Origin of the sequence: Tersicoccus mangrovi, from assembly GCF_036881825.1 — a bacterium.
GTDB classification, from domain to species: Bacteria; Actinomycetota; Actinomycetes; order Actinomycetales; family Micrococcaceae; genus Tersicoccus; species Tersicoccus mangrovi.
The window spans coordinates 710,351-728,575 of record NZ_JBAJMW010000001.1 but is presented as its reverse complement, the minus strand read 5'-3'; the positions used below and the strand labels follow the sequence as shown (position 1 = coordinate 728,575).

Annotated in this window: 17 protein-coding genes and 1 pseudogene; 12 read left to right on the top strand and 6 right to left on the bottom strand. The window is 71.5% G+C overall.

Going from position 1 to position 18,225, the window contains the following annotated elements:
* Positions 1-9: 9 nt before the first annotated feature.
* Positions 10-777: a phosphatase PAP2 family protein gene (locus V6N00_RS03580; protein ID WP_334230672.1), complete on the bottom strand. Its 768-nt coding sequence runs from the start codon at positions 775-777 to the stop codon at positions 10-12.
* A gap of 85 nt (positions 778-862) precedes the next feature.
* Positions 863-1,774, bottom strand: coding sequence for a cation diffusion facilitator family transporter (locus V6N00_RS03575; protein ID WP_334230671.1), 912 nt, complete (start codon positions 1,772-1,774; stop codon positions 863-865).
* 167 nt (positions 1,775-1,941) lie between these two features.
* Between V6N00_RS03575 and V6N00_RS03570 the strand changes: the two genes are divergently transcribed.
* The 8 genes from V6N00_RS03570 to V6N00_RS03535 all read left to right on the top strand — a co-directional run bounded on the left by V6N00_RS03570 (position 1,942) and on the right by V6N00_RS03535 (position 9,264).
* Positions 1,942-2,745: a Rossmann-like and DUF2520 domain-containing protein gene (locus V6N00_RS03570; RefSeq protein ID WP_334230670.1), complete on the top strand. Its 804-nt coding sequence runs from the start codon at positions 1,942-1,944 to the stop codon at positions 2,743-2,745.
* Between the two features lie 13 nt (positions 2,746-2,758).
* A complete protein-coding gene (panC, locus tag V6N00_RS03565; RefSeq protein WP_334230669.1) occupies positions 2,759-3,622 on the top strand; it encodes a pantoate--beta-alanine ligase in 864 nt (287 codons plus the stop codon).
* A complete protein-coding gene (gene panD, locus V6N00_RS03560; RefSeq protein ID WP_334230668.1) occupies positions 3,622-4,011 on the top strand; it encodes an aspartate 1-decarboxylase in 390 nt (129 codons plus the stop codon). The genes panC and panD overlap by 1 nt, the downstream gene beginning before the upstream one ends.
* Positions 4,008-4,889 carry a 3-methyl-2-oxobutanoate hydroxymethyltransferase gene (gene panB, locus V6N00_RS03555; protein ID WP_334230667.1) on the top strand — a complete coding sequence of 294 codons (882 nt, stop codon included), beginning with the start codon at positions 4,008-4,010 and terminating at the stop codon, positions 4,887-4,889. Before panD ends, panB begins: the two co-directional genes overlap by 4 nt.
* Positions 4,890-4,916: 27 nt before the next feature.
* Positions 4,917-5,786, top strand: a complete 870-nt coding sequence (locus V6N00_RS03550) for a shikimate 5-dehydrogenase (protein ID WP_334230666.1) — start codon at positions 4,917-4,919, stop codon at positions 5,784-5,786.
* A 48-nt stretch (positions 5,787-5,834) separates the two neighbouring features.
* Complete coding sequence (locus V6N00_RS03545; RefSeq protein WP_334230665.1) at positions 5,835-7,820, top strand: penicillin-binding transpeptidase domain-containing protein; 1,986 nt, start codon at positions 5,835-5,837, stop codon at positions 7,818-7,820.
* Between the two features lie 120 nt (positions 7,821-7,940).
* Positions 7,941-9,005: a YeeE/YedE family protein gene (locus V6N00_RS03540; RefSeq protein ID WP_334230664.1), complete on the top strand. Its 1,065-nt coding sequence runs from the start codon at positions 7,941-7,943 to the stop codon at positions 9,003-9,005.
* A 31-nt stretch (positions 9,006-9,036) separates the two neighbouring features.
* Positions 9,037-9,264, top strand: coding sequence for a sulfurtransferase TusA family protein (locus tag V6N00_RS03535; protein WP_334230663.1), 228 nt, complete (start codon positions 9,037-9,039; stop codon positions 9,262-9,264).
* 1 nt (position 9,265) lies between these two features.
* On the opposite strand, the gene V6N00_RS03530 is transcribed toward V6N00_RS03535, so the two are convergent.
* Positions 9,266-10,708: an MFS transporter gene (locus tag V6N00_RS03530; protein WP_334230662.1), complete on the bottom strand. Its 1,443-nt coding sequence runs from the start codon at positions 10,706-10,708 to the stop codon at positions 9,266-9,268.
* 127 nt (positions 10,709-10,835) lie between these two features.
* Here V6N00_RS03530 and V6N00_RS03525 point away from each other — a divergent pair, with 127 nt between their 5' ends.
* From V6N00_RS03525 to V6N00_RS03510, 4 genes are all read left to right on the top strand, one after another.
* Positions 10,836-11,381 carry a hypothetical protein gene (locus V6N00_RS03525; RefSeq protein WP_334230661.1) on the top strand — a complete coding sequence of 182 codons (546 nt, stop codon included), beginning with the start codon at positions 10,836-10,838 and terminating at the stop codon, positions 11,379-11,381.
* Between the two features lie 234 nt (positions 11,382-11,615).
* Positions 11,616-13,202, top strand: coding sequence for an MDR family MFS transporter (locus V6N00_RS03520; RefSeq protein WP_416385017.1), 1,587 nt, complete (start codon positions 11,616-11,618; stop codon positions 13,200-13,202).
* A gap of 226 nt (positions 13,203-13,428) precedes the next feature.
* Positions 13,429-14,355 (top strand): HNH endonuclease, encoded by a 927-nt coding sequence (locus V6N00_RS03515; protein ID WP_334230660.1) that lies wholly within the window; start codon positions 13,429-13,431, stop codon positions 14,353-14,355.
* Positions 14,356-14,402: 47 nt separating this feature from the next.
* The gene (locus tag V6N00_RS03510; protein WP_334230659.1) at positions 14,403-14,894 is read left to right on the top strand and encodes an SRPBCC family protein; all 492 of its coding nucleotides are present in this window, start codon (positions 14,403-14,405) and stop codon (positions 14,892-14,894) included.
* Between the two features lie 122 nt (positions 14,895-15,016).
* Here V6N00_RS03510 and V6N00_RS03505 read toward each other — a convergent pair whose 3' ends face one another.
* The 3 genes and pseudogenes from V6N00_RS03505 to V6N00_RS03495 form a co-directional block, all read right to left on the bottom strand.
* Positions 15,017-15,724, bottom strand: a complete 708-nt coding sequence (locus tag V6N00_RS03505) for a LutC/YkgG family protein (protein WP_334230658.1) — start codon at positions 15,722-15,724, stop codon at positions 15,017-15,019.
* Positions 15,721-17,381, bottom strand: a pseudogene (locus V6N00_RS03500) (lactate utilization protein B). Before V6N00_RS03500 ends, V6N00_RS03505 begins: the two are co-directional and overlap by 4 nt.
* Positions 17,378-18,178 carry a (Fe-S)-binding protein gene (locus V6N00_RS03495; RefSeq protein WP_334230657.1) on the bottom strand — a complete coding sequence of 267 codons (801 nt, stop codon included), beginning with the start codon at positions 18,176-18,178 and terminating at the stop codon, positions 17,378-17,380. Before V6N00_RS03495 ends, V6N00_RS03500 begins: the two are co-directional and overlap by 4 nt.
* Positions 18,179-18,225 lie beyond the last annotated feature (47 nt).

Below are 18,225 nucleotides of genomic sequence, written 5' to 3'. Positions count from 1 at the left end.
GTCATCGGCTCAGTCCGTTGCGACGGTCTCGGGTTCCCCGGACTCGTGGCCTTCGCGCGCGATGTCGCGAACCCGCGCCGTGAGGTGCGTGTCGACGGTGATCGCGAGTGCGGTGATCATCAGGGACAGCCCGACGGACGCGAGGGTGTCCGTCAACCAGTGGTAGCCGAGGTAGAGGCGGCTCACCACCTGCACGGCCATCGCCACCGCTGCGACGACGAAGAGCACCACGGTCACCCATTGCCGGTGCGTCCGTGACGCGACGAGGAGCGCCCCGATGAGGAAGAAGTCGCTGGCGCCCATGACGTGTCCGGACGGAAACGAGAACGTGTGGTCCGGGCCGAGGAGCATGAGCCGGACCGGTGGGCGGGGGTGCCGCACGACCGGCGCGAGGAGCTCGGCCGACGCGACGCCCAGCAGCATCCCGCACGCGAGGACCACGGGCCGCCAGGCGTGCCGGGCGAGGAACGCCCACGTGATCGAGACGACGGCGACGACGATCGGCATGCCGACCGGCCCGAACACCGTCGCGACGACGTCCATCACCCCGGTCCGTCCCGGATCGCGCTGCGCGTCGAACCACGACTCGACCGGCAGGTCGAGTCGCTGCACGCCCGTGTGAGTGAGGACGCCGACGAGCATCGTCGCAAAGACGACCGCCCCGACGAGAGCGAGCACGACCGAGCTGCGGAGGAGCAGCCGTCGTTCCCCCCGGCCGACCGTCCGGACATCAGGAGCGAACTTCCGCCGCCACCAACCGCGGTTGTCGTGGGTCATCGGTGATTCTGGAGTCGAGTCATACACGACATTGTCGAGCAGCGGCTTTCCAGGAACGACCAAGGGTGATCCGTTCAGGCGGCCGTCAGTGCGGGATGTGCTCCTGGTCCCGGTGGGCCACCGTCTCCAGCTGGAACGTCGAGTGCTCGATCGGCATCGCGAAGTGCTCGGCGACGCAGCGCTGCAGGTCGGCGAGGATGGCCGGGGCGTGCCCGTCCCGCAGACACTCGTCCTCCAGGGTGACGTGACCGGAGAGCACCGGCGTGCCACTGCCGACGAGACTTGCGTGCAGGTCGTGGACGTCCACCACGTGCGGCATCGCGAGGATGTGCTGCCGTACGCTCCCCAGGTCCAGCCCGCGCGGCGTGCTCTCCAGCAGCACGTCGGTGGTCTCCTTCAGCAGCCGAAGCGTGCGCGGGATGATGAGCGCTCCGATCAGCAGGGATGCGATCGAGTCGGCACCCGTCCAGCCCGTCGTCGCGATCACGAGGGCGGCGATGATGACGGCGATCGAGCCGAGCGCGTCGTTGACCACCTCGAGGAATGCCGCCCGGCTGTTCAGCGAACCGCCGTGGCCGCCCGCGAGCACGGCCATCGACACGAGGTTGCCCACGAGGCCGACGACGCCGAACCAGATCATGGCGCCGGACGCCACCTCGGGCGGTTCGACGAGACGGCGGATGGCCTCGACGATGACGAAGACGCCGACGATCAGCAGCAGGCCGGCCTGCATCGAGGCGGCCAGCACCTCGGCGCGGGCATACCCCCAGGTGCGGCGCATCGTCGGCGGCCGGCGGACGAGAGTCGCGGCGATGACGGCGATGAGCAGCCCCGCGGCGTCGGTGAACATGTGGCCGGCGTCGGCGAGCAGGGCGAGGCTGCCGGTGACGACGGCGCCGACGGCCTCCGCCACGAGGATCAGCGCGGTGATGCCGAAGGCGACGAGCAGTCGACTCCGGTCGGCCCCAGCGTTGCCGTGCGCGTGGTCGTGTGCCATGACCGCCTCCTCTCCTCGTCCGCTCGTCCTCCCTCCAGTGTGACGCCTCGACTCTGCCCGCGCATGCGTGACGGTCTCGATGAGGGGGCGGCCCGCTTGCCTGCGCTCGCTACCATGAGGTGACCCGATTCCGGGTGCGATCCCTCTCATCGACTGGCTGAACACCGATGCTCACCACCCTGCCCCCGCCGGGCACCGCTGCGTCCGTCGCCGTCGTCGGGCGTGGTCGACTCGGTCGTGTGCTGGCCCGCGCCCTGCGCGCCGCGGGCGTCCCCGTGCTCGGCCCCACCGGGCGGGGCGACGCGATCCCGGCGGCGGACATCGTGCTGCTCTGCGTCCCGGACGCGGCGATCGGTGACGCCACGGCCGCGGCCGCCGGGCGTGGCCGGCTGATCGGACACACCTCGGGCGCGACGCCGCTCGGTGCCGCGGACTTCGGGCTGCACCCGCTGCAGACCTTCACCGGCAACGAGGACCCCGCCGTCTTCCATGGCATCACCTGCGCCGTCGCCGGCCGCGACGAGGACGCCCTCGCCACCGCCACCGGCCTGGCCACCCTGCTCGGCGCTCACGCCCTCCCGCTGGCGGACGGGCAGCGCGCCGGGTACCACGCCGCGGCCTCGATCGCCTCGAACTTCCTCGTGACCCTGGCCGACACCGCCGAGCAGGTCGCCGCCTCGGCCGGCATCGCGCCCGAGCAGGCCCGGGCCATGCTCGCACCCCTGGTGCGGCGAACGGTCGAGAACTGGGCCGAGCAGGGTCCGGAGCGGGCGCTGACCGGTCCCGTCCGCCGCGGGGACACGGCCACCGTCGAGCGCCAGCGGGCCGCGGTCGCCACCCGGCCCGAGCTGCTGGTTCTGTTCGACGCGCTGGTGGCGCGCACATCCGACGTCGCGCGCCGGGTTGACGCGACCGACCAGCACAGCACCGACCAGCAGGACGAGAAGCCGATGAAGGACAGCAGGCAATGAGAGGCACCACCCGATGAAGATCGTCCGCACCATCGCCGACCTGATGGCGGCCGTCGCCGATGCCCGCGTCGCCGGCGGCACGGTGGGCCTGGTTCCGACGATGGGTGCGTTCCACGAGGGCCACCTGACCCTGATGCGCCGGGCCCGGGAGGCCAACGGGACCGTGGTCGTCTCCCTCTTCGTCAACCCGACCCAGTTCGGCCCCGCCGAGGATCTGACGACCTATCCGCGGGACGAGGAGCGGGACGCCGCGCTCGCGCAGGCCGAGGGCGTCGACATCCTGTTCGCCCCGTCCGTGGACCAGATGTACCCGGCCGGGTTCGCCACGACCATCCACGTCAGCGGTGTCACGGACGTGCTGTGCGGCGCCCACCGGGGTCCGCACCACTTCGACGGCGTCGCCACGGTCGTGACCCGGCTCTTCGGCCTCGTCCGCCCCGACGTCGCGTATTTCGGGCAGAAGGACGCCCAGCAGGTGATCGTGGTCCGGCGCGTCGTCCGGGACCTCGCCCTGCCGGTGCGGGTCGAGTCGGTGCCCATCGTCCGCGAGGCCGACGGCCTGGCGATGAGCTCCCGCAACGTCCACCTCGACACCGACGCCCGGCAGCGTGCGCTGGGCCTGAACCGGGCCCTGGCCGCCGCCCAGACCGCCGTCGACGCGGGGGAGCGTGACGCCGCCGCCGTCCTCGCCGCCGCCCGCGCGGATCTCGACGCCGCCGGCGTCGACCCGGAGTACCTCGAGCTGCGCGACCCGGACGACCTGCACGAGCTGACCCGGCTCGACCGACCCGCCCTGCTCGCCGTCGCCGCCCGCGTCGGCGCCACCCGCCTGATCGACAACCGTCTGCTGACCCCGCCCACGAGGAGTGACGCCTGATGCGCCGCACCATGCTCAAGTCCAAGATCCACCGCGCCACCGTGGTGGGCTCCGACCTCGACTACGTCGGATCCATCACCATCGACCCCGACCTGCTCGAGGCGGCGGACATCCGCGAGCACGAGCAGGTGCACGTGGTCGACGTGAACAACGGCTCCCGCTTCGAGACGTACACGATCAGCGGGGACCGCGGGAGCGGCGACATCCGTGTCAACGGCGCGGCCGCCCGCCTCGTCCACGCGGGCGACACCATCATCGTCATCTCCTACGCGGAGTACGACGAACTCGACCTCGAGGACTACGCCCCCGTGGTCGTGCACGTGGACCGGGACAACCGGATCATCACCGTCGACGACGCCGTCGACCGCCTCCTCACGGAACGCCGGTGAGCGCCCGCGGGACGCGCCGCGCCGCCATCGGCGACCTCGCCGCGAAGAAGGCGGCGGGTGAGCCCATCGTCATGGTCACCGCCTACGACTACCCCGGTGCCCAGGTGGCCGAGGCCGCCGGCGTCGACGTCGTCCTCGTCGGCGACTCGGGTGCCATGACCGTGCTCGGTTACGAGAGCACCGTGCCGGTCACGGTCGACGAGATGATCATGCTCGGCCGGGCGGTCCGGCGGGGCATGACGCGGCCGCTGCACGTCGCGGACCTCCCGTTCGGCTCCTACGAGGCCTCGGACGAGCTCGCCGTGACCACGGCACAGCGCTTCGTCAAGGAGACCGGGTGCGACGCGGTCAAGATCGAGGGCGGCGGGCGCACGGTCGACCGGGCCGCCGCCATCGTCGCCGCCGGGATCCCCGTGATGGGCCACGTCGGCCTCACCCCGCAGACCGCCGGCGCCCTCGGCGGGTACCGCGCGCAGGGCCGCACCGCGGACGAGGCGCTCGCCGTGTGCCGGGACGCCCTGGCGCTGCAGGGAGCCGGCTGCTTCTCCCTCGTGATTGAGGCCGTTCCCAGCCCGCTGGCCGCCGCCCTGATGCCGCGGCTCCACGTCCCGGTGATCGGCATCGGGGCCGGCCCGGCGGTCGACGGGCAGGTCCTCGTCCTCCACGACCTGCTGGGTATCCACGACGGGCCCGCCGCGCGCTTCGTCAAGCGGTACGACGGGCTGCGGGAGCGCATGATAGACGGGGTCGCCGCCTACGCCGCCGACGTCCGGGCGGGCAGCTATCCCGGCCCGGAGCACCAGTACGGCATGCCCGAAGCGGAGTCGGCGCGGCTGGCGGAGCTGCTCGGAGACCTGGAGGACGGGGCGAACCGCTAGCCGCCGCGCGTCCGGCAGGATGGAGCCATGCCCGCAACCTCCGCCGACCACGCCCGCTCCCTGACGAAGGACACGCGCCTCTGCATCTCGCTGGCCGCCCGGCCCTCGAACCACGGCACGCGGTTCCACAACTGGCTGTACAACGAGCTCGACCTGGACTTCGTGTACAAGGCCATGACGACCACCGACATCGCCGCGGCGATCGGCGGTGTGCGGGCCCTCGGCATCCGTGGCTGCTCGGTGTCGATGCCGTTCAAGGAGGCCGTGATCCCGCTCGTCGACGAGATGGACGCCTCGGCCACCGCGATCGACTCGGTCAACACGATCGTCAACGACGACGGGCGGCTCACCGCCTACAACACCGACTACCTGGCCATCGCCTCCCTGCTCGCCTCCCGCGCGGTGGACCCGGCCTCGTCCGTGCTGGTGCGCGGCTCCGGTGGCATGGCCAAGGCCGTGGTCGCGGCCTTCGCCGACGCCGGCTTCACCGACGTGACGATCCTCGCGCGCAACACCGACGCCGGCTTCGCGCTCGCGAGCCGCTACGGGTTCGCCCACCGGGTCTCCGCCGACGCGGCGGACAGCGCGGACGCGCGGGCGGACGTGCTCGTGAACGTGACCCCCATCGGGATGGAAGGGAGCAGCATGCAGGGGGCGGACGCCGACGCCCTCTCCTTCGACCGGGCCGTGATCGACGCCGCGACGGTCGTGTTTGACGTCGTCGCGATGCCCGTGCGCACCCCACTCGTCGCCGCCGGGCAGGCGGCCGGGAAGACCGTCGTCACCGGTGGCGAGGTGATCGCCCTGCAGGCCGCGGCCCAGTTCGAGCTCTACACCGGCACCCGGCCGACCCCCGAGCAGGTCGACGCGGCGGAGGCGTACGCGGCGGCTCACTGACGGCGTGGACGGGCGCCGATCCCCGGCTTCATGCGCTTGACTGGTGCCATGCAGCTCACCTCCGGCCCTGCCGCGCGACGTCCGCGACCCGGCGCCCGCGTGACCGCCCTCGTCGCCGCCGGCCTGCTCGCCGGCTCGCTGACCGCCTGCACGGACGCCGGGGATCCCATCCAGCCGGCCGCGGACAAGCTGGCCGCCGCCCTCTCGGCCCGCAACACGGACCAGATCGCGTTCACCGGAACCACGGGCGCCGCCGTCACGAAGCAGCTGGCGACGCGGTCGGAGCAGCTCGGGGGCCTTGCGCCGAAGGTCACCGTCACCCGGGTGAACCGGCCCGACGACAACACGGCGAACGTCGCCCTGGACGTCACGTGGGACGTCGACGCCACGGACCGGGACTGGACCTACGCCGTCACCGCCCAGATGTCCCGGAAGGACGGGCACTGGTCGGTCACCAACGGCGACGGCCTGATCGACCCCTCCCTGCAGCCGGGAGAGCAACTGGCGCTGCGGCGGGTCGCCCCGGCGCGCGGCAACATCCTCGGCGCCCGGAACAGCCGTCTCGTCACGGCTCGCCCCGTCGTCCACGTCGGACTGGACAAGGCGAAAGTGCCGGCCGCCGACCAGAACCGGGCCGCCCGGGCGATGGCCGCCGCCGTCGACATCGATCCGGCCGGCTACGCCGCCGCCGTCAAGGGCGCCGGCAAGCAGGCCTTCGTCGAGGCCATCACCTACCGGGACGACAGCAGCCACGACGCCGAACGCCGTCGCGCGGCCGCCGTCACCGGCGCGGTCGAGGTGGCGGACAAGATCCCGCTCGCCCCGACGGCCGGCTTCGCCCGCGCCGTGCTCGGCACGGTGGGACCGGTGACGGCCGAGATGGTCGCCCAGTCCGGCGGCCGCTATCGCGCCGGGGACACCGCGGGCCTCTCCGGTCTCCAGGCCCAGTACGAGGACCGGCTCGCCGGCACCCCCGGTGCGCGCGTCCTCGCCGTGCCCGCCAAGGGCGACCCGCGCGTCCTGTTCGAGAACCAGCCGCAGGCCGGCTCCGACGTCCGCACGACGCTGGACCCCACGCTGCAGACCCTCGCGGAGGGCCTGCTCGCCGACCAGGAACCGGCCAGTGCGCTCGTCGCCATCAAGCCGAGCACGGGGCAGATCCTCGCCGCCGCGAGCGGCCCCGGCAGCAAGGGCTACAACACGGCGATGCTCGGGCAGTACGCGCCCGGGTCGACGTTCAAGGTGGCCACCTCGCTCGGCCTGCTGCGCACCGGCGCGACCCCGCAGACGAGGGTGCCCTGCACCCCGAGCGTCACCGTGGACGGGCGCACCTTCAAGAACTTCCCCGGCTACCCGACCGCGTTCCTCGGCACCGTGCCGCTGCAGACCGCCATCACCTTCAGCTGCAACACCGCCTTCATCTCGCAGCAGGGCCGGGTCTCCGATACGGCGTTGACGTCGGCGGCGGCGAGCCTCGGCGTCGGGCGGCCGAACCAGACCGGCGGCGCCGCCTTCCTCGGCTCGGTGCCCACCGGCGTCGGCACGACCGACCACGCCGCGTCGATGATCGGCCAGGGCAAGGTGCTCGTCTCCCCGCTGACGGCGGCGACGATGGCCGCGTCCGTGGCGCACGGCGCCACGGTCACGCCCCGGCTCGTGGAGGACGCGACGTCGTCCTCGGCATCGCCCAGTGCCTCTGCCTCTGCCTCGGCGACGTCATCGACGTCGTCGCCGTCCGCGTCGGCCACGCCGGCCGTGCCGCTGACCGGCACGGAGGTCGCCGGGCTGCGCACCCTGATGCGCTCCGTCGTCACCGGCGGCGGCGTAGACCCGCTCAAGAACGTGCCCGGCGGCCCCGTCTACGCCAAGACCGGCACGGCCGAGTTCGGCAACGCGTCGCCCCCGCAGACCCACTCGTGGATCATCGCGTACCAGGGGGACCTGGCCGTCGCCGTCTTCGTCGAGGTGGGCGACCACGGGGCCATCACCAGCGCTCCGATCGCGGCCCGCCTGTTCACCGACCTGGCCCGGTAGGCCGACACGGTAGCGGTCCGCAGCCGTCCGGCCGGGGACGACGGCGAGGTGAGGCTCCCCTTCGTCACGGGGCTTCACACGGCCGTGACCGCAGGTGGGGCCCGTGGTTAGCCTCGACGAATGCTTCTCTCCGGACTGGCGGTCGGTGCCGCCCTCGGTTTCGCCATGCAGCGCGGCCGCTTCTGTGTCACGGGTGCGTTCCGAGACCTGTGGATCACGCGGAACACGCGGTGGTTCACGGCGTTCATGGTCGTCGTCGCCCTCCAGAGCGTCGGGGTGTTCGCCCTGAACGGGCTCGGCGTCATCCACCTGACCACCCCGCACTTCGCCTGGCTCGCGACGATCGTCGGCGCCTTCGTCTTCGGGTTCGCCATCGTTCTGGCGGGCGGCTGCGCGACCGGGACGTTCTACCGGTCCGGCGAGGGTCTGGTCGGCTCCTGGATCGCGCTGGCGATGTACATGCTGGTCGCGGCCGTCGCCAAGTACGGTCCCCTCGGGCCGTCCACCAAGGCGTTCCGGTCCATCACCGTGCCGGGCGCCACCATCCACGAGTCGCTGGGCATCTCCCCGTGGCTGCTCGTGCTGCTGCTCGTCGCCGGCGTCGGGCTCGCCGTCCGCCACCACCTGACCCGGCCGAAGCGCGCCGTCGCGACCCTCCCGCCCGAGCGCACCGGACTCGCGCACCTGCTGTTCGAGAAGCCGTGGCACCCATTTGCGACCGCCATCGTCATCGGCGTCCTCGCGATCGCCGCGTGGCCGCTGAGCTGGGCCACCGGCCGGCACTCGGGCCTGGGCATCACCACCCCGTCCGCCAACGCGCTGACCTGGCTCACCACCGGGGACACCGACCTGATCGACTGGGGCGTGCTCCTCATCGCCGGCCTGCTCGTCGGGTCGTTCATCGCCGCGAAGGCCAGCGGCGAGTTCAAGATCCGCGTGCCCGACGCGCGCACCACGGTCCGCTCGATCGCCGGCGGCGCCCTCATGGGTCTCGGCGCCTCCTGGGCCGGCGGCTGCACGATCGGCAACGCCATGGTCAGCACCGCGACCTTCGCCTACCAGGGCTGGGTGTCGCTGCTCTTCATGGTGCTGGGCACCGGCGTCGCGACCCGCCTGTTCATCACCGGTCGCCGTCGCAACCGCTCGACGGCGACGGCGGCGTCGCCCGCGCCCGTCCCCACCTGATCCACTCGATTCCCTGACGAAGGAGACTCCCATGACGCAGCACGTTCTCGAGACCGACGGCCAGGTCTGCCCGTTCCCGCTGGTCGAGGCGAAGCAGGCGATCGACGCCCTGCCCGTCGGCGACGAACTGGTGATCAACTTCGACTGCACCCAGGCCACCGAGGCGATCCCGCAGTGGGCGGCCGACGAGGGCTACCCGGTGACCAACTTCGCCAAGCGCGGCGCTGCCGAGTGGACGATCACTGTCCAGAAGGCCTGAGTCACGCGGTCGCCGGGGCCGACTGAAGCGGGTGGAGCACCTCGTCCCGGCGCATCCGGCCCGCCAGCCACGCCGCCACCCCGGCGACGGGGCTGAGCACGGCGATCGCCACGAAGATCACCGGCACGTCCACCACGGTCGACAGCGGCCCGGCGACGGCCATGGACACCGGCATCAGGGCGAGGGAGACGAAGAAGTCCAGGCTGGAGATCCGGCCGAGCAGCGCCGGTGGCACCCGCCGCTGCAGCAGCGTCCCCCAGATCACCTGCCCGACACCGCTGGTGAAGGCGCACACGAACAGGGCCGCGGCCATCACGGCGAACGACCTCGTGAACCCGACGACGGCCATCGGCACCACGCCGAATCCCCACACTGCCATCATCAGCGTCAGGTACCGCCGCGGCAGTGGCACGGACGCCGTCAGCAGCGAGCCGACCGCCCCGCCGGTGCCGTAGATCGCGAGCAGGAAGCCGAAGGTCTGGCTGCCACCGCCGAGCTGATCGCGCACGAGGAACGGCATCAGCACCTCGAGCGGTCCCATGAACATGAGGACCCACACGACGGCGAACAGCAGGGTCCACAGCAGCCACGGGGTCCGCACGGTGAACGCGACGCCCTCGCGCAGGTCGGCGACGACCGAGCGCAGCTGCGAGGCCACCCCCACGCGGGAGGACGCATCGGGATCCGGCGTCGTGACCACGACGTCGACGGGCAGAACCGTCGCGTCCGGAACCGCGCGCTCGGGCACCGTCGTCTCCGGCGCGGCCGACTCAGGTCCAGCGGGTACCGGGCTCTCGGACGTCTCCCCGTGCGGAAGGGGGCTCCCGCTCACCCGCAACGGGGCCGTGTCCAGGGACCGGGGGAGTCCGACGAGCAGGACGACGAAGGCAGCGGCGTGGCAGGCGGCGATGGCGAGGATCGCCGGGCCGGGCGCGAGCGCGGCGACCAGGACACCGGCGACGGCAGGGCCGGCGGCCTGCTGCAGCAGCGGCCGCACGGTGCCCTCCATGCCGTTGGCCGCGAGGAGCTGGTGGTCCGGAAGGATCTGGGGCAGCAGCGCCGACCAGGCCGGGTAGAAGAACGCCACGGACAGGCCGAGCACGAATCCCGTCACGCACAGCGGTGCCAGGCTGAGCGCGCCGGTCACAGACAGGACGCCGCTGAGGGTGACGGCGAGCAGGTTGGCGATCTCGACGGCGAGCAGGATCCGCCGACGGGGGAGCCGATCGGCGGCCACGCCGCCGAGCAGGACGAAGGCGAGCATGCCGACGCTGGTGACCGTGGCGACCAGGGAGAGCTCCAGGGCTCCGCCACCCAGGGCGATGACCTGGTAGACCATGGCGACCGCCCACATGCCGCTGCCGACCATGGACGCGGACAGGCCGGCGACGAGCACCCGGTACCGGGCGTCGGCGAAGGGGGCGAACGCTGCCGGCAGTCTCACGCTCGTCAGCCTAGACGGCGCCTCCGACGGCGGTTTCACCGGATCCTCACCGGCGGCCCTCGACGAACCGTAAGGCTACTGATTAGTGTGGGTCGTGACCATGTTCGACCAGGCAAGGGGTATTCCGATGGCCAACGCACTGCTCTCCCGTTCCCTTCACGACCTCAGCGCCGCCGCCTGGTTCGGTGGCTCGCTCATGGGTGCCGTCGGCGTCAACGGCGCCGCTGCCGCCGCCAAGGACCCGGCCGAGCGCACCCGCCTGTCCACCATCGGCTGGGGCAAGTGGACCCCGGTGGTCGTCGGCGCGTTCGCCGCCCACGCCGTCGGCGGCATCGGGCTGATCCTCGAGAACAAGGGCCGCGTCGTCGGCCAGACCGGCGTCGGCGCCAACACGCTGATCAAGAGCGCCGTCACGGTCGCCGGCATGGGCCTCTCGCTCTACTCCGGCGTGCTCGGCCAGAAGGTTGCCAAGCTCTCCGACCAGGGCGCGGTCGGTGCCACCGAGCCGCACCCGAACGCGTCGCCCGAACTGAAGTCGGCGCAGCAGCAGCTCAAGATCCTGCAGTGGGCCATCCCCGTCGTCAGCGGCACGGTGATCGTGCTCGGGGCGCAGCAGGGTGAGCAGCAGCGGCCCACCAACGTGGCGAAGGGCCTGCTGAAGAAGCGTCGCTGACGCAGCTCCGCGTTGACGATCCGGCGGGCCGGCTCCGGCCCACCGCCGCTCGGGCCCCGGTGCGCGCACGTCGCACCGGGGCCCGACGTCTGTCCGGGGCGCCTCGACACGGCCGTGTCATGACCCCGGCTGACGACGGCGCAGGCCGCCGGTTCCCCCGCCGAGCGGCCTGGGGAAGAATGAGAGTACGGGCACCGTTGCTCCATCACCCCCTTCTTCGTCTTGAGGACACTCATGCCTTCTGCCCTGCCCGAGGATCCGGCGCCCCGCACCGGCCGCACCCAGGTCGTCTGCGAACCCGATCCCCAGTCCGGCGTGCAGCCGATCGTGCCGGCGTCCGTCGACACGGCCGTCGCCCAGCCCGGCTCCCGGTCGACCGGCTCGACTCCGGCCGAGGTCGAGCGCATCCCGGCCGGCGGCGTCGCCGTCATCGTCACGATGCTCGTGGCCGCCTTCGTCGTCATCCTCAACGAGACGATCCTCAACGTCGCCCTGCCGCGCATGATGGTCGACCTCGGCGTCAACGCCACCACGGTTCAGTGGCTCTCCACCGGGTTCCTGCTGACGATGGCCGTGGTCATCCCGATCACCGGCTTCGTGCTGCAGCGGTTCTCCACGCGCGCCGTCTTCGGAACCGCGATGGGCCTGTTCAGCGCCGGCACCCTGCTCGCCGCGCTCGCGCCCGGGTTCGGTGTCCTGCTGGTCGCCCGCGTGATCCAGGCCGGCGGCACCGCGATGATGATGCCGCTGCTCATGACGACGATCCTCACCCTCGTCCCGCTCAGCCGGCGCGGGGCGGTGATGGGCAACCTCAGCATCGTCATCTCCGTCGCCCCGGCGCTCGGGCCGACGGTCTCCGGCCTCATCCTGCAGGCCTTCTCCTGGCGTTTCGTCTTCGTCTTCGTGCTGCCGATCGCACTCGCGGCGCTTGCCTACGGCGTGTGGAAGCTGACGAACGTCAACGAGGGCGGCGACCAGCGGTTCGACATCGTCTCCGTCATCCTCTCCGTGCCCGGCTTCGGCGGCCTCGTCTACGGCCTCAGCCACATCGGCGAGGGTCAGGGCGGCAGCGTGGACCCGGTCGCGATCGCCGTCATCGTCGGCGCCGTCGTCGTCCTGGCCGTCTTCGTCGCGCGGCAGCTCCAGCTGCAGCGGCGGGACCGCCCGTTCCTGGACCTGCGCACCTTCCGATTCCCGATGTTCAGCATCTCCGTGGCCATCATGTGCATCGCCATGGCGGTGCTGCTCGGTTCGGCGATCATCCTGCCGATCTACCTGCAGACGGTCCTCGGGCTGCCGGCGATCGTGACCGGGCTCGTCGTGCTTCCTGGCGGCCTGCTGATGGGCGTCATGGGGCCGATCGTCGGGCGCCTGTTCGACCGGCTCGGGCCGCAGCCGCTGACGGTCACCGGGTCCGCCCTGCTGGTCGTGGTGCTGTGGCTGTTCTCGCGGATGGACACGACGACGCCGGTGTGGGCCGTCGTGGTGCTCTACCTCGTGCTCACCCTCGGCCTGGCGCTGCTGTTCACGCCCTGCTTCACCGGCGGCCTCAACCCGCTGCCGCCGCACCTGTACTCGCACGGCTCGGCCATCCTGTCGACGCTGCAGCAGGTGGCCGGCGCTGCCGGTACCGCGGTGCTGGTCTCGATCATGAGCGCAGCGGCGGTCACGACGACGACGGCGGCCGGCACCCGGGTCGACCTGGTGCCCGGCATGCACGTCGCGTTCTTCGTGGCGGCCATCGGCGCGCTCGGCGCGGTGGTGCTGTCGCTGTTCACCCGGCGCGAGGCGTCGGCAGCGGGTGGTCACGGGGGGCACTGAGAGGTTCGGGGCTCGGGCTTGGCGGCTGTAGGTGCCGTCGTCCTTCGCCCGGTCCCACGACACGCCGGCGTCCTTTGGGATATAGCGCTACATCCCGGATTCGTCCGGCGTGTCTGGGGATGGGCTCAGAGACTGGGGTCCGGCGCGTGTCGGACGACTGGCCCGTAGCGTCACGGGCCAGCAGCTGACGGGTTCCGCTGTTGTCGACGACGGTTAGGCTCATCACGTGGCGTATGGGGGAGTATTCGGCGATGACGACGATGATCGGCTGCGTCGTGAGGCGATGGCTTGGCTGACCATCCGCACGAATGACGGCGCGGATCCGTTGACGTGGCTCGACATCGAGGACTTTCGCTTCGACGACGACGGCATCATCCTTCGTAACCGGTATAAGGGAATCTGGAAGCCGCGTCAGCTGGAGTCGGCATTCTCCATCACCACGGCGTACCGTGCGCCGGGAGCAGATCGTCCGTACGAGGACGCTATTCATGCCGATGGGCGCATACGCTACAAGTGGCGAGGTGACGACCCTGATCACCCCGACAACCGTGCGCTACGTGAGGCAATGCGGCAGAGAAAGCCGCTCATTTGGTTCCACGGCGTCGGGCGGGGACTGTATCAAGCAATATTTCCCGTCTTCCTCGTTGCTGAGGAGCCCCAGATGCAGCAGTTCGTCGTCGCGACGGACGGAACGCAGGACATTCCTGTGGCGCCAGCTTCTGTTGCTGAGGAAGCACTCCGCCAGTACGTCGAACGGACAACGCTGGCACGCGTTCATCAGCCGGTCTTCCGCTCGATGGTGATGCGCGCCTACGACACACGGTGCGCTGTCTGCGAGTTGAAACACGGTCAACTTCTTGATGCCGCGCACATCACCCCGGATAGCCACGCCGATGGGATTGCCGCGGTCACCAACGGGTTGGCGTTGTGCAAGATCCACCACAGCGCATTCGATGCGCGCATCTTGGGAATCGACCCCGACTACACCGTCCACATTCGTCCCGACCTTCTCGATGAGATCGACGGGCCGATGCTCCGTTACGGCTTGCAAGAGCGGCACGGGCAGAAGCTCATGGCTCTACCGAAGTTGCGCGGTGAAAGACCCGACCGGCAGAGGCTGGAGCACTCCTTCGAGCGTTTCCGCGCCGGCTGAGTGGTGCAGCTACCGTGGAGCCGAACTCCACCGAAAGGACCCCACACATGAGTGAGAACCACGAGGACCTGACCTTCGGCTCCCTCGGCCCCGCCGACAGCGAGGTCGTCATCGACCGCGAGTTCGCCGTCGCCAAGGAGCTCGTGTTCCGCGCCTTCACCGACCCCGACATGGTGGCCGCCTGGTTCGGCCCCGAGGGCTGGCCGGTGCCGCGCGAGACCGTCGAGATCGACCTGCGCGAGGGCGGCGCCTACCGCCTCACCATGGTGGCCGAGGACGGGTCGGGGCAGTCCCCGGTCGACGCCGTCATCGAGGTGCTCGACGAACCGCACCGCATCCACAGCACCGAGGCGCCTCAGCCGATCACGGGCCTCACCGAGCGCAGCCACCTGAAGCTCGAGTTCGAGGACGGCCCCAGCGGCGGCACTCTCCTGCGCCTGCGGCAGGGGATGTTCCCGGCCGCCGTCATCGCCCCCGCGACGGAGGGCTGGCACAGCTCCTTCACCAAGCTGGACGCCCTGCTCGCGCAGACCTGGTGACGTCGCTGCGGTGACCATTCGATTTCAGGGGTCACAGCGGCTGGGAAGCCCAGAAATGCGATTCTCGACGAGGTGGTGGACGCCGGGGGCGCGGACGTCGCGCGAACGAGCCGCCCCGCCGCCTACCGGACGATGAGCACGTCCAGCCGACGCGGCCCGTGCACGCCCTCGACCCGCTCCAGCTCGATGTCGCTCGTCGCCGACGGGCCCGAGATGAGCGTCGTCGGCCGTGTCGGCTCCAGCCGGGCGACCGCCTCGGGCACCAGCGCGACGATCGTGTCGACCGGCACGAGGCAGATGTGGTGGTCGGGCACCAGGGAGATGGCCCGGCGTCCCTGATCGGCGGAGCCGTCGAGGATGATCGTGCCGGTCTGGGCGATCGAGACGGCGCTGCTCGTGATCACGGCGCCCGCCTGGTCCAGCATGTGCACGTCCAGCGGCGCGTCCTCGGTGTCCACCATCCGCCGCGCCGCCGTCGCGATCTCGGCCAGCGGATGTCCCGCCTCGTCGAGGGCGGGCGGGACGACGTACGAGTCGGCTCCGTCGAGGCGGCGGGCGACGGCCGCGGGCACGTCGGCCGCGTCGACCACCTCGACCTCCGCCCGGTAGTCCACGAGCCGGTCGACCAGCTGGTCGATCCGCTCCTGCTCGCTCATCGTCGAGGAGTGCCGGTAGTCCCGCGGCACCTCGACCGGGGCATGGCCCGCACGGGCGTCATCCGTCTCCGCGCACCCGTCGTCCAGCGCAGAGCGGACGCGTGCGAGGATCTCCTCTTTCGCGCTGCGGCCGGCCGCGGGGGAGACTCCGGCCGTCGCCGTCCCGTCGCTCACGGCCTCTCCTCCGAACCGGTCGGTTTCGATCCGGTCGGTCCCGACGCGCTCGGTCCCGACGACGTCGCCTCCGTCGCGTTGCCCCCAGTGGACGCCGCCTTCTGCCGCTTCCGCCACATGGTGTGAAACGACTCGCTGGGTGGGGCGGGGACGTCGCGGCTGGACGTCCACTTGCCCGCGAGGCCGGGCAGCCGGGAGAACCGCCGGTCCTTCCCGGCGAACAGCGAGGCGAGTGGCATCACCCGTTCGGCCGCGGCCATCCGGCGCCCGTCGCTCATCATCCACTGGGCGCCCTTGAGCGCGACGTCGAGCTGGCTGGGACGCGCTCCGGACGACTTCCGCGCCTCGACGTCCTTGCCGCGCAGGTGCACGAGGATCTCCGGGATGTTGATCTTGACCGGGCACACGTCGTAGCAGGCCCCGCACAGCGAGGAGGCGTACGGCAGGGACCCGTTCTCACCCTCTTCGACGCCCGTGAGCAGCGGCGAGAGGATCGCGCCGATCGGCCCCGGATACGTCGAGCCGTAGGCGTGACCGCCGGCGCGCTCGTACACCGGGCACACGTTCAGGCACGCCGAGCACCGGATGCAGTGCAGCGCGGATCGGCCCACCTCGTCGGCCAGCGCCGCCGTCCGCCCGTTGTCCAGCAGGATCACGTGCACGTTCTGCGGTCCGTCGCCCGGTGTCACGCCCGTCCACATCGACGTGTACGGGTTCATCCGCTCACCGGTGGAGGACCGGGGCAGCAGCTGGAGGAACACCTCGAGGTCGGCGTAGCTGGGCAGCAGCTTCTCGATGCCCATCACGGTGATCAGCGTCTCCGGCAGCGTCAGGCACATGCGGCCGTTGCCCTCGGACTCGACCACGGTGAGCGTCCCGGTGTCGGCGATGCCGAAGTTGGCGCCCGAGACGGCCACCTTCGCGGCGAGGAACTTGGCCNCGTCCCGGTGTCGGCGATGCCGAAGTTGGCGCCCGAGACGGCCACCTTCGCGGCGAGGAACTTGGCCCGCAGGTGCTTCCGGGCGGCCATCGCGAGCAGGCGCGGGTCGTCGGAGAGCGCGGGGTCCACGTCGGTCATCTCCCGCAGGAAGATCTCCCGGATCTCGCTCCGGTTCCGGTGGATCGCAGGGACGAGGATGTGGCTGGGGGTGTCGTGCCCGAGCTGGACGATCAGTTCGGCCAGGTCCGTCTCGAACGCATCGATGCCCACGTCCTCGAGGTACTCGTTCATGCCCATCTCCTGCGTGGCCATGGACTTGACCTTGACGACCTCGCGACGCCCGTTCGGCAGCACCGGCGCGTACCGTGTGGCCAGCTCCTCGACGATGCGGTTCGCCTCGTCCGCGTCGCGCGCCCAGTGCACGACGCCGCCGCGCGCGGTCACGTTCGCCTCGAACTGCTCGAGCAGACTCGGCAGCTCCGCCATCACCCGCGCCTTGATGGCCGAGCCCGCGTCGCGCAGCGCCTCCCAGTCGTCGAGCTCGCCGACGACCCTGGCCCGCTTGGCGCGGATCGTCGATGTCGCCCTCCCGAGGTTGGCGCGCAGCTGCTCGTTGGCCAGCTCGCGACGCGCGTAGTCCGGGAACGGCTCGCGCTCGACGATGTTGCCGGTCCCGTGCGCGGGGCGCACGCGCGGCATGCCGAGGTCCGTGCTCATCGCAGACTCCCTCCGGAGAGCTGGGCCACTCCGTCGTAGACCAGCGGATCCTCCCGCGTGCTGGCGAGGATCTGGGCGAGGTGGACGGTGCCCGCCCCGGTGGCGGCCCGGGACATGCCGCCGCCCATGTGCATGAGGCACGAGACGTCGCCGCCGGCGCACAGGGGCGCCCCGGTCGCGACCACGTTGGCCACCTTGTCCTCGAGCATCGCGGTGGAGACCTCCGGGTTCTTGACCGAGAACGTGCCGCCGAAGCCGCAGCACTCCTCCTCGTGCGGCAGGTCCCGCAGCTCGAGGCCCTCGACGGTGCGCAGCAGGTCGCGCTGCCGGTCCCCGAGCCGCAGCAGGCGCATCCCGTGGCAGGACGGGTGGTAGGTGACCGGGTGCGGGAACCAGGAGCCCAGCTGCGCGGCGGCGTCGGTGACGCCGAGGACGTCGGTCAGCAGGGCGGAGAGCTCGTACGTGCGGGCTCCGACGGCGTCGGCGCGGTCGGCCAGGCCCCCGTCTCCGGCACGGCGGGCGACCATCGCGTGCTGGTGCTTGACGGAGGCGACGCACGAACCGGACGGGGCGACGGCGACGTCGTACTCCTCCGACTCGAACGCCCGCACATGGTTGGCCACGACGGGCAGCGCGGCGTCCAGGTAGCCGGAGTTGACGTGCATCTGCCCGCAGCACGCCTGCCCGGCCGGGAAGACCACCTCATGGCCGAGCCGCTCGAGGAGCGTGACCGTCGCGACGGCGACCTGCGGGTACATGGCGTCCACGAGGCAGGTGGCGAACAGGGCGATCTTCATCCGGTCTCTCCTGAGCGGTCGTGGCTTGCGGTCATGGTATCGCCGGG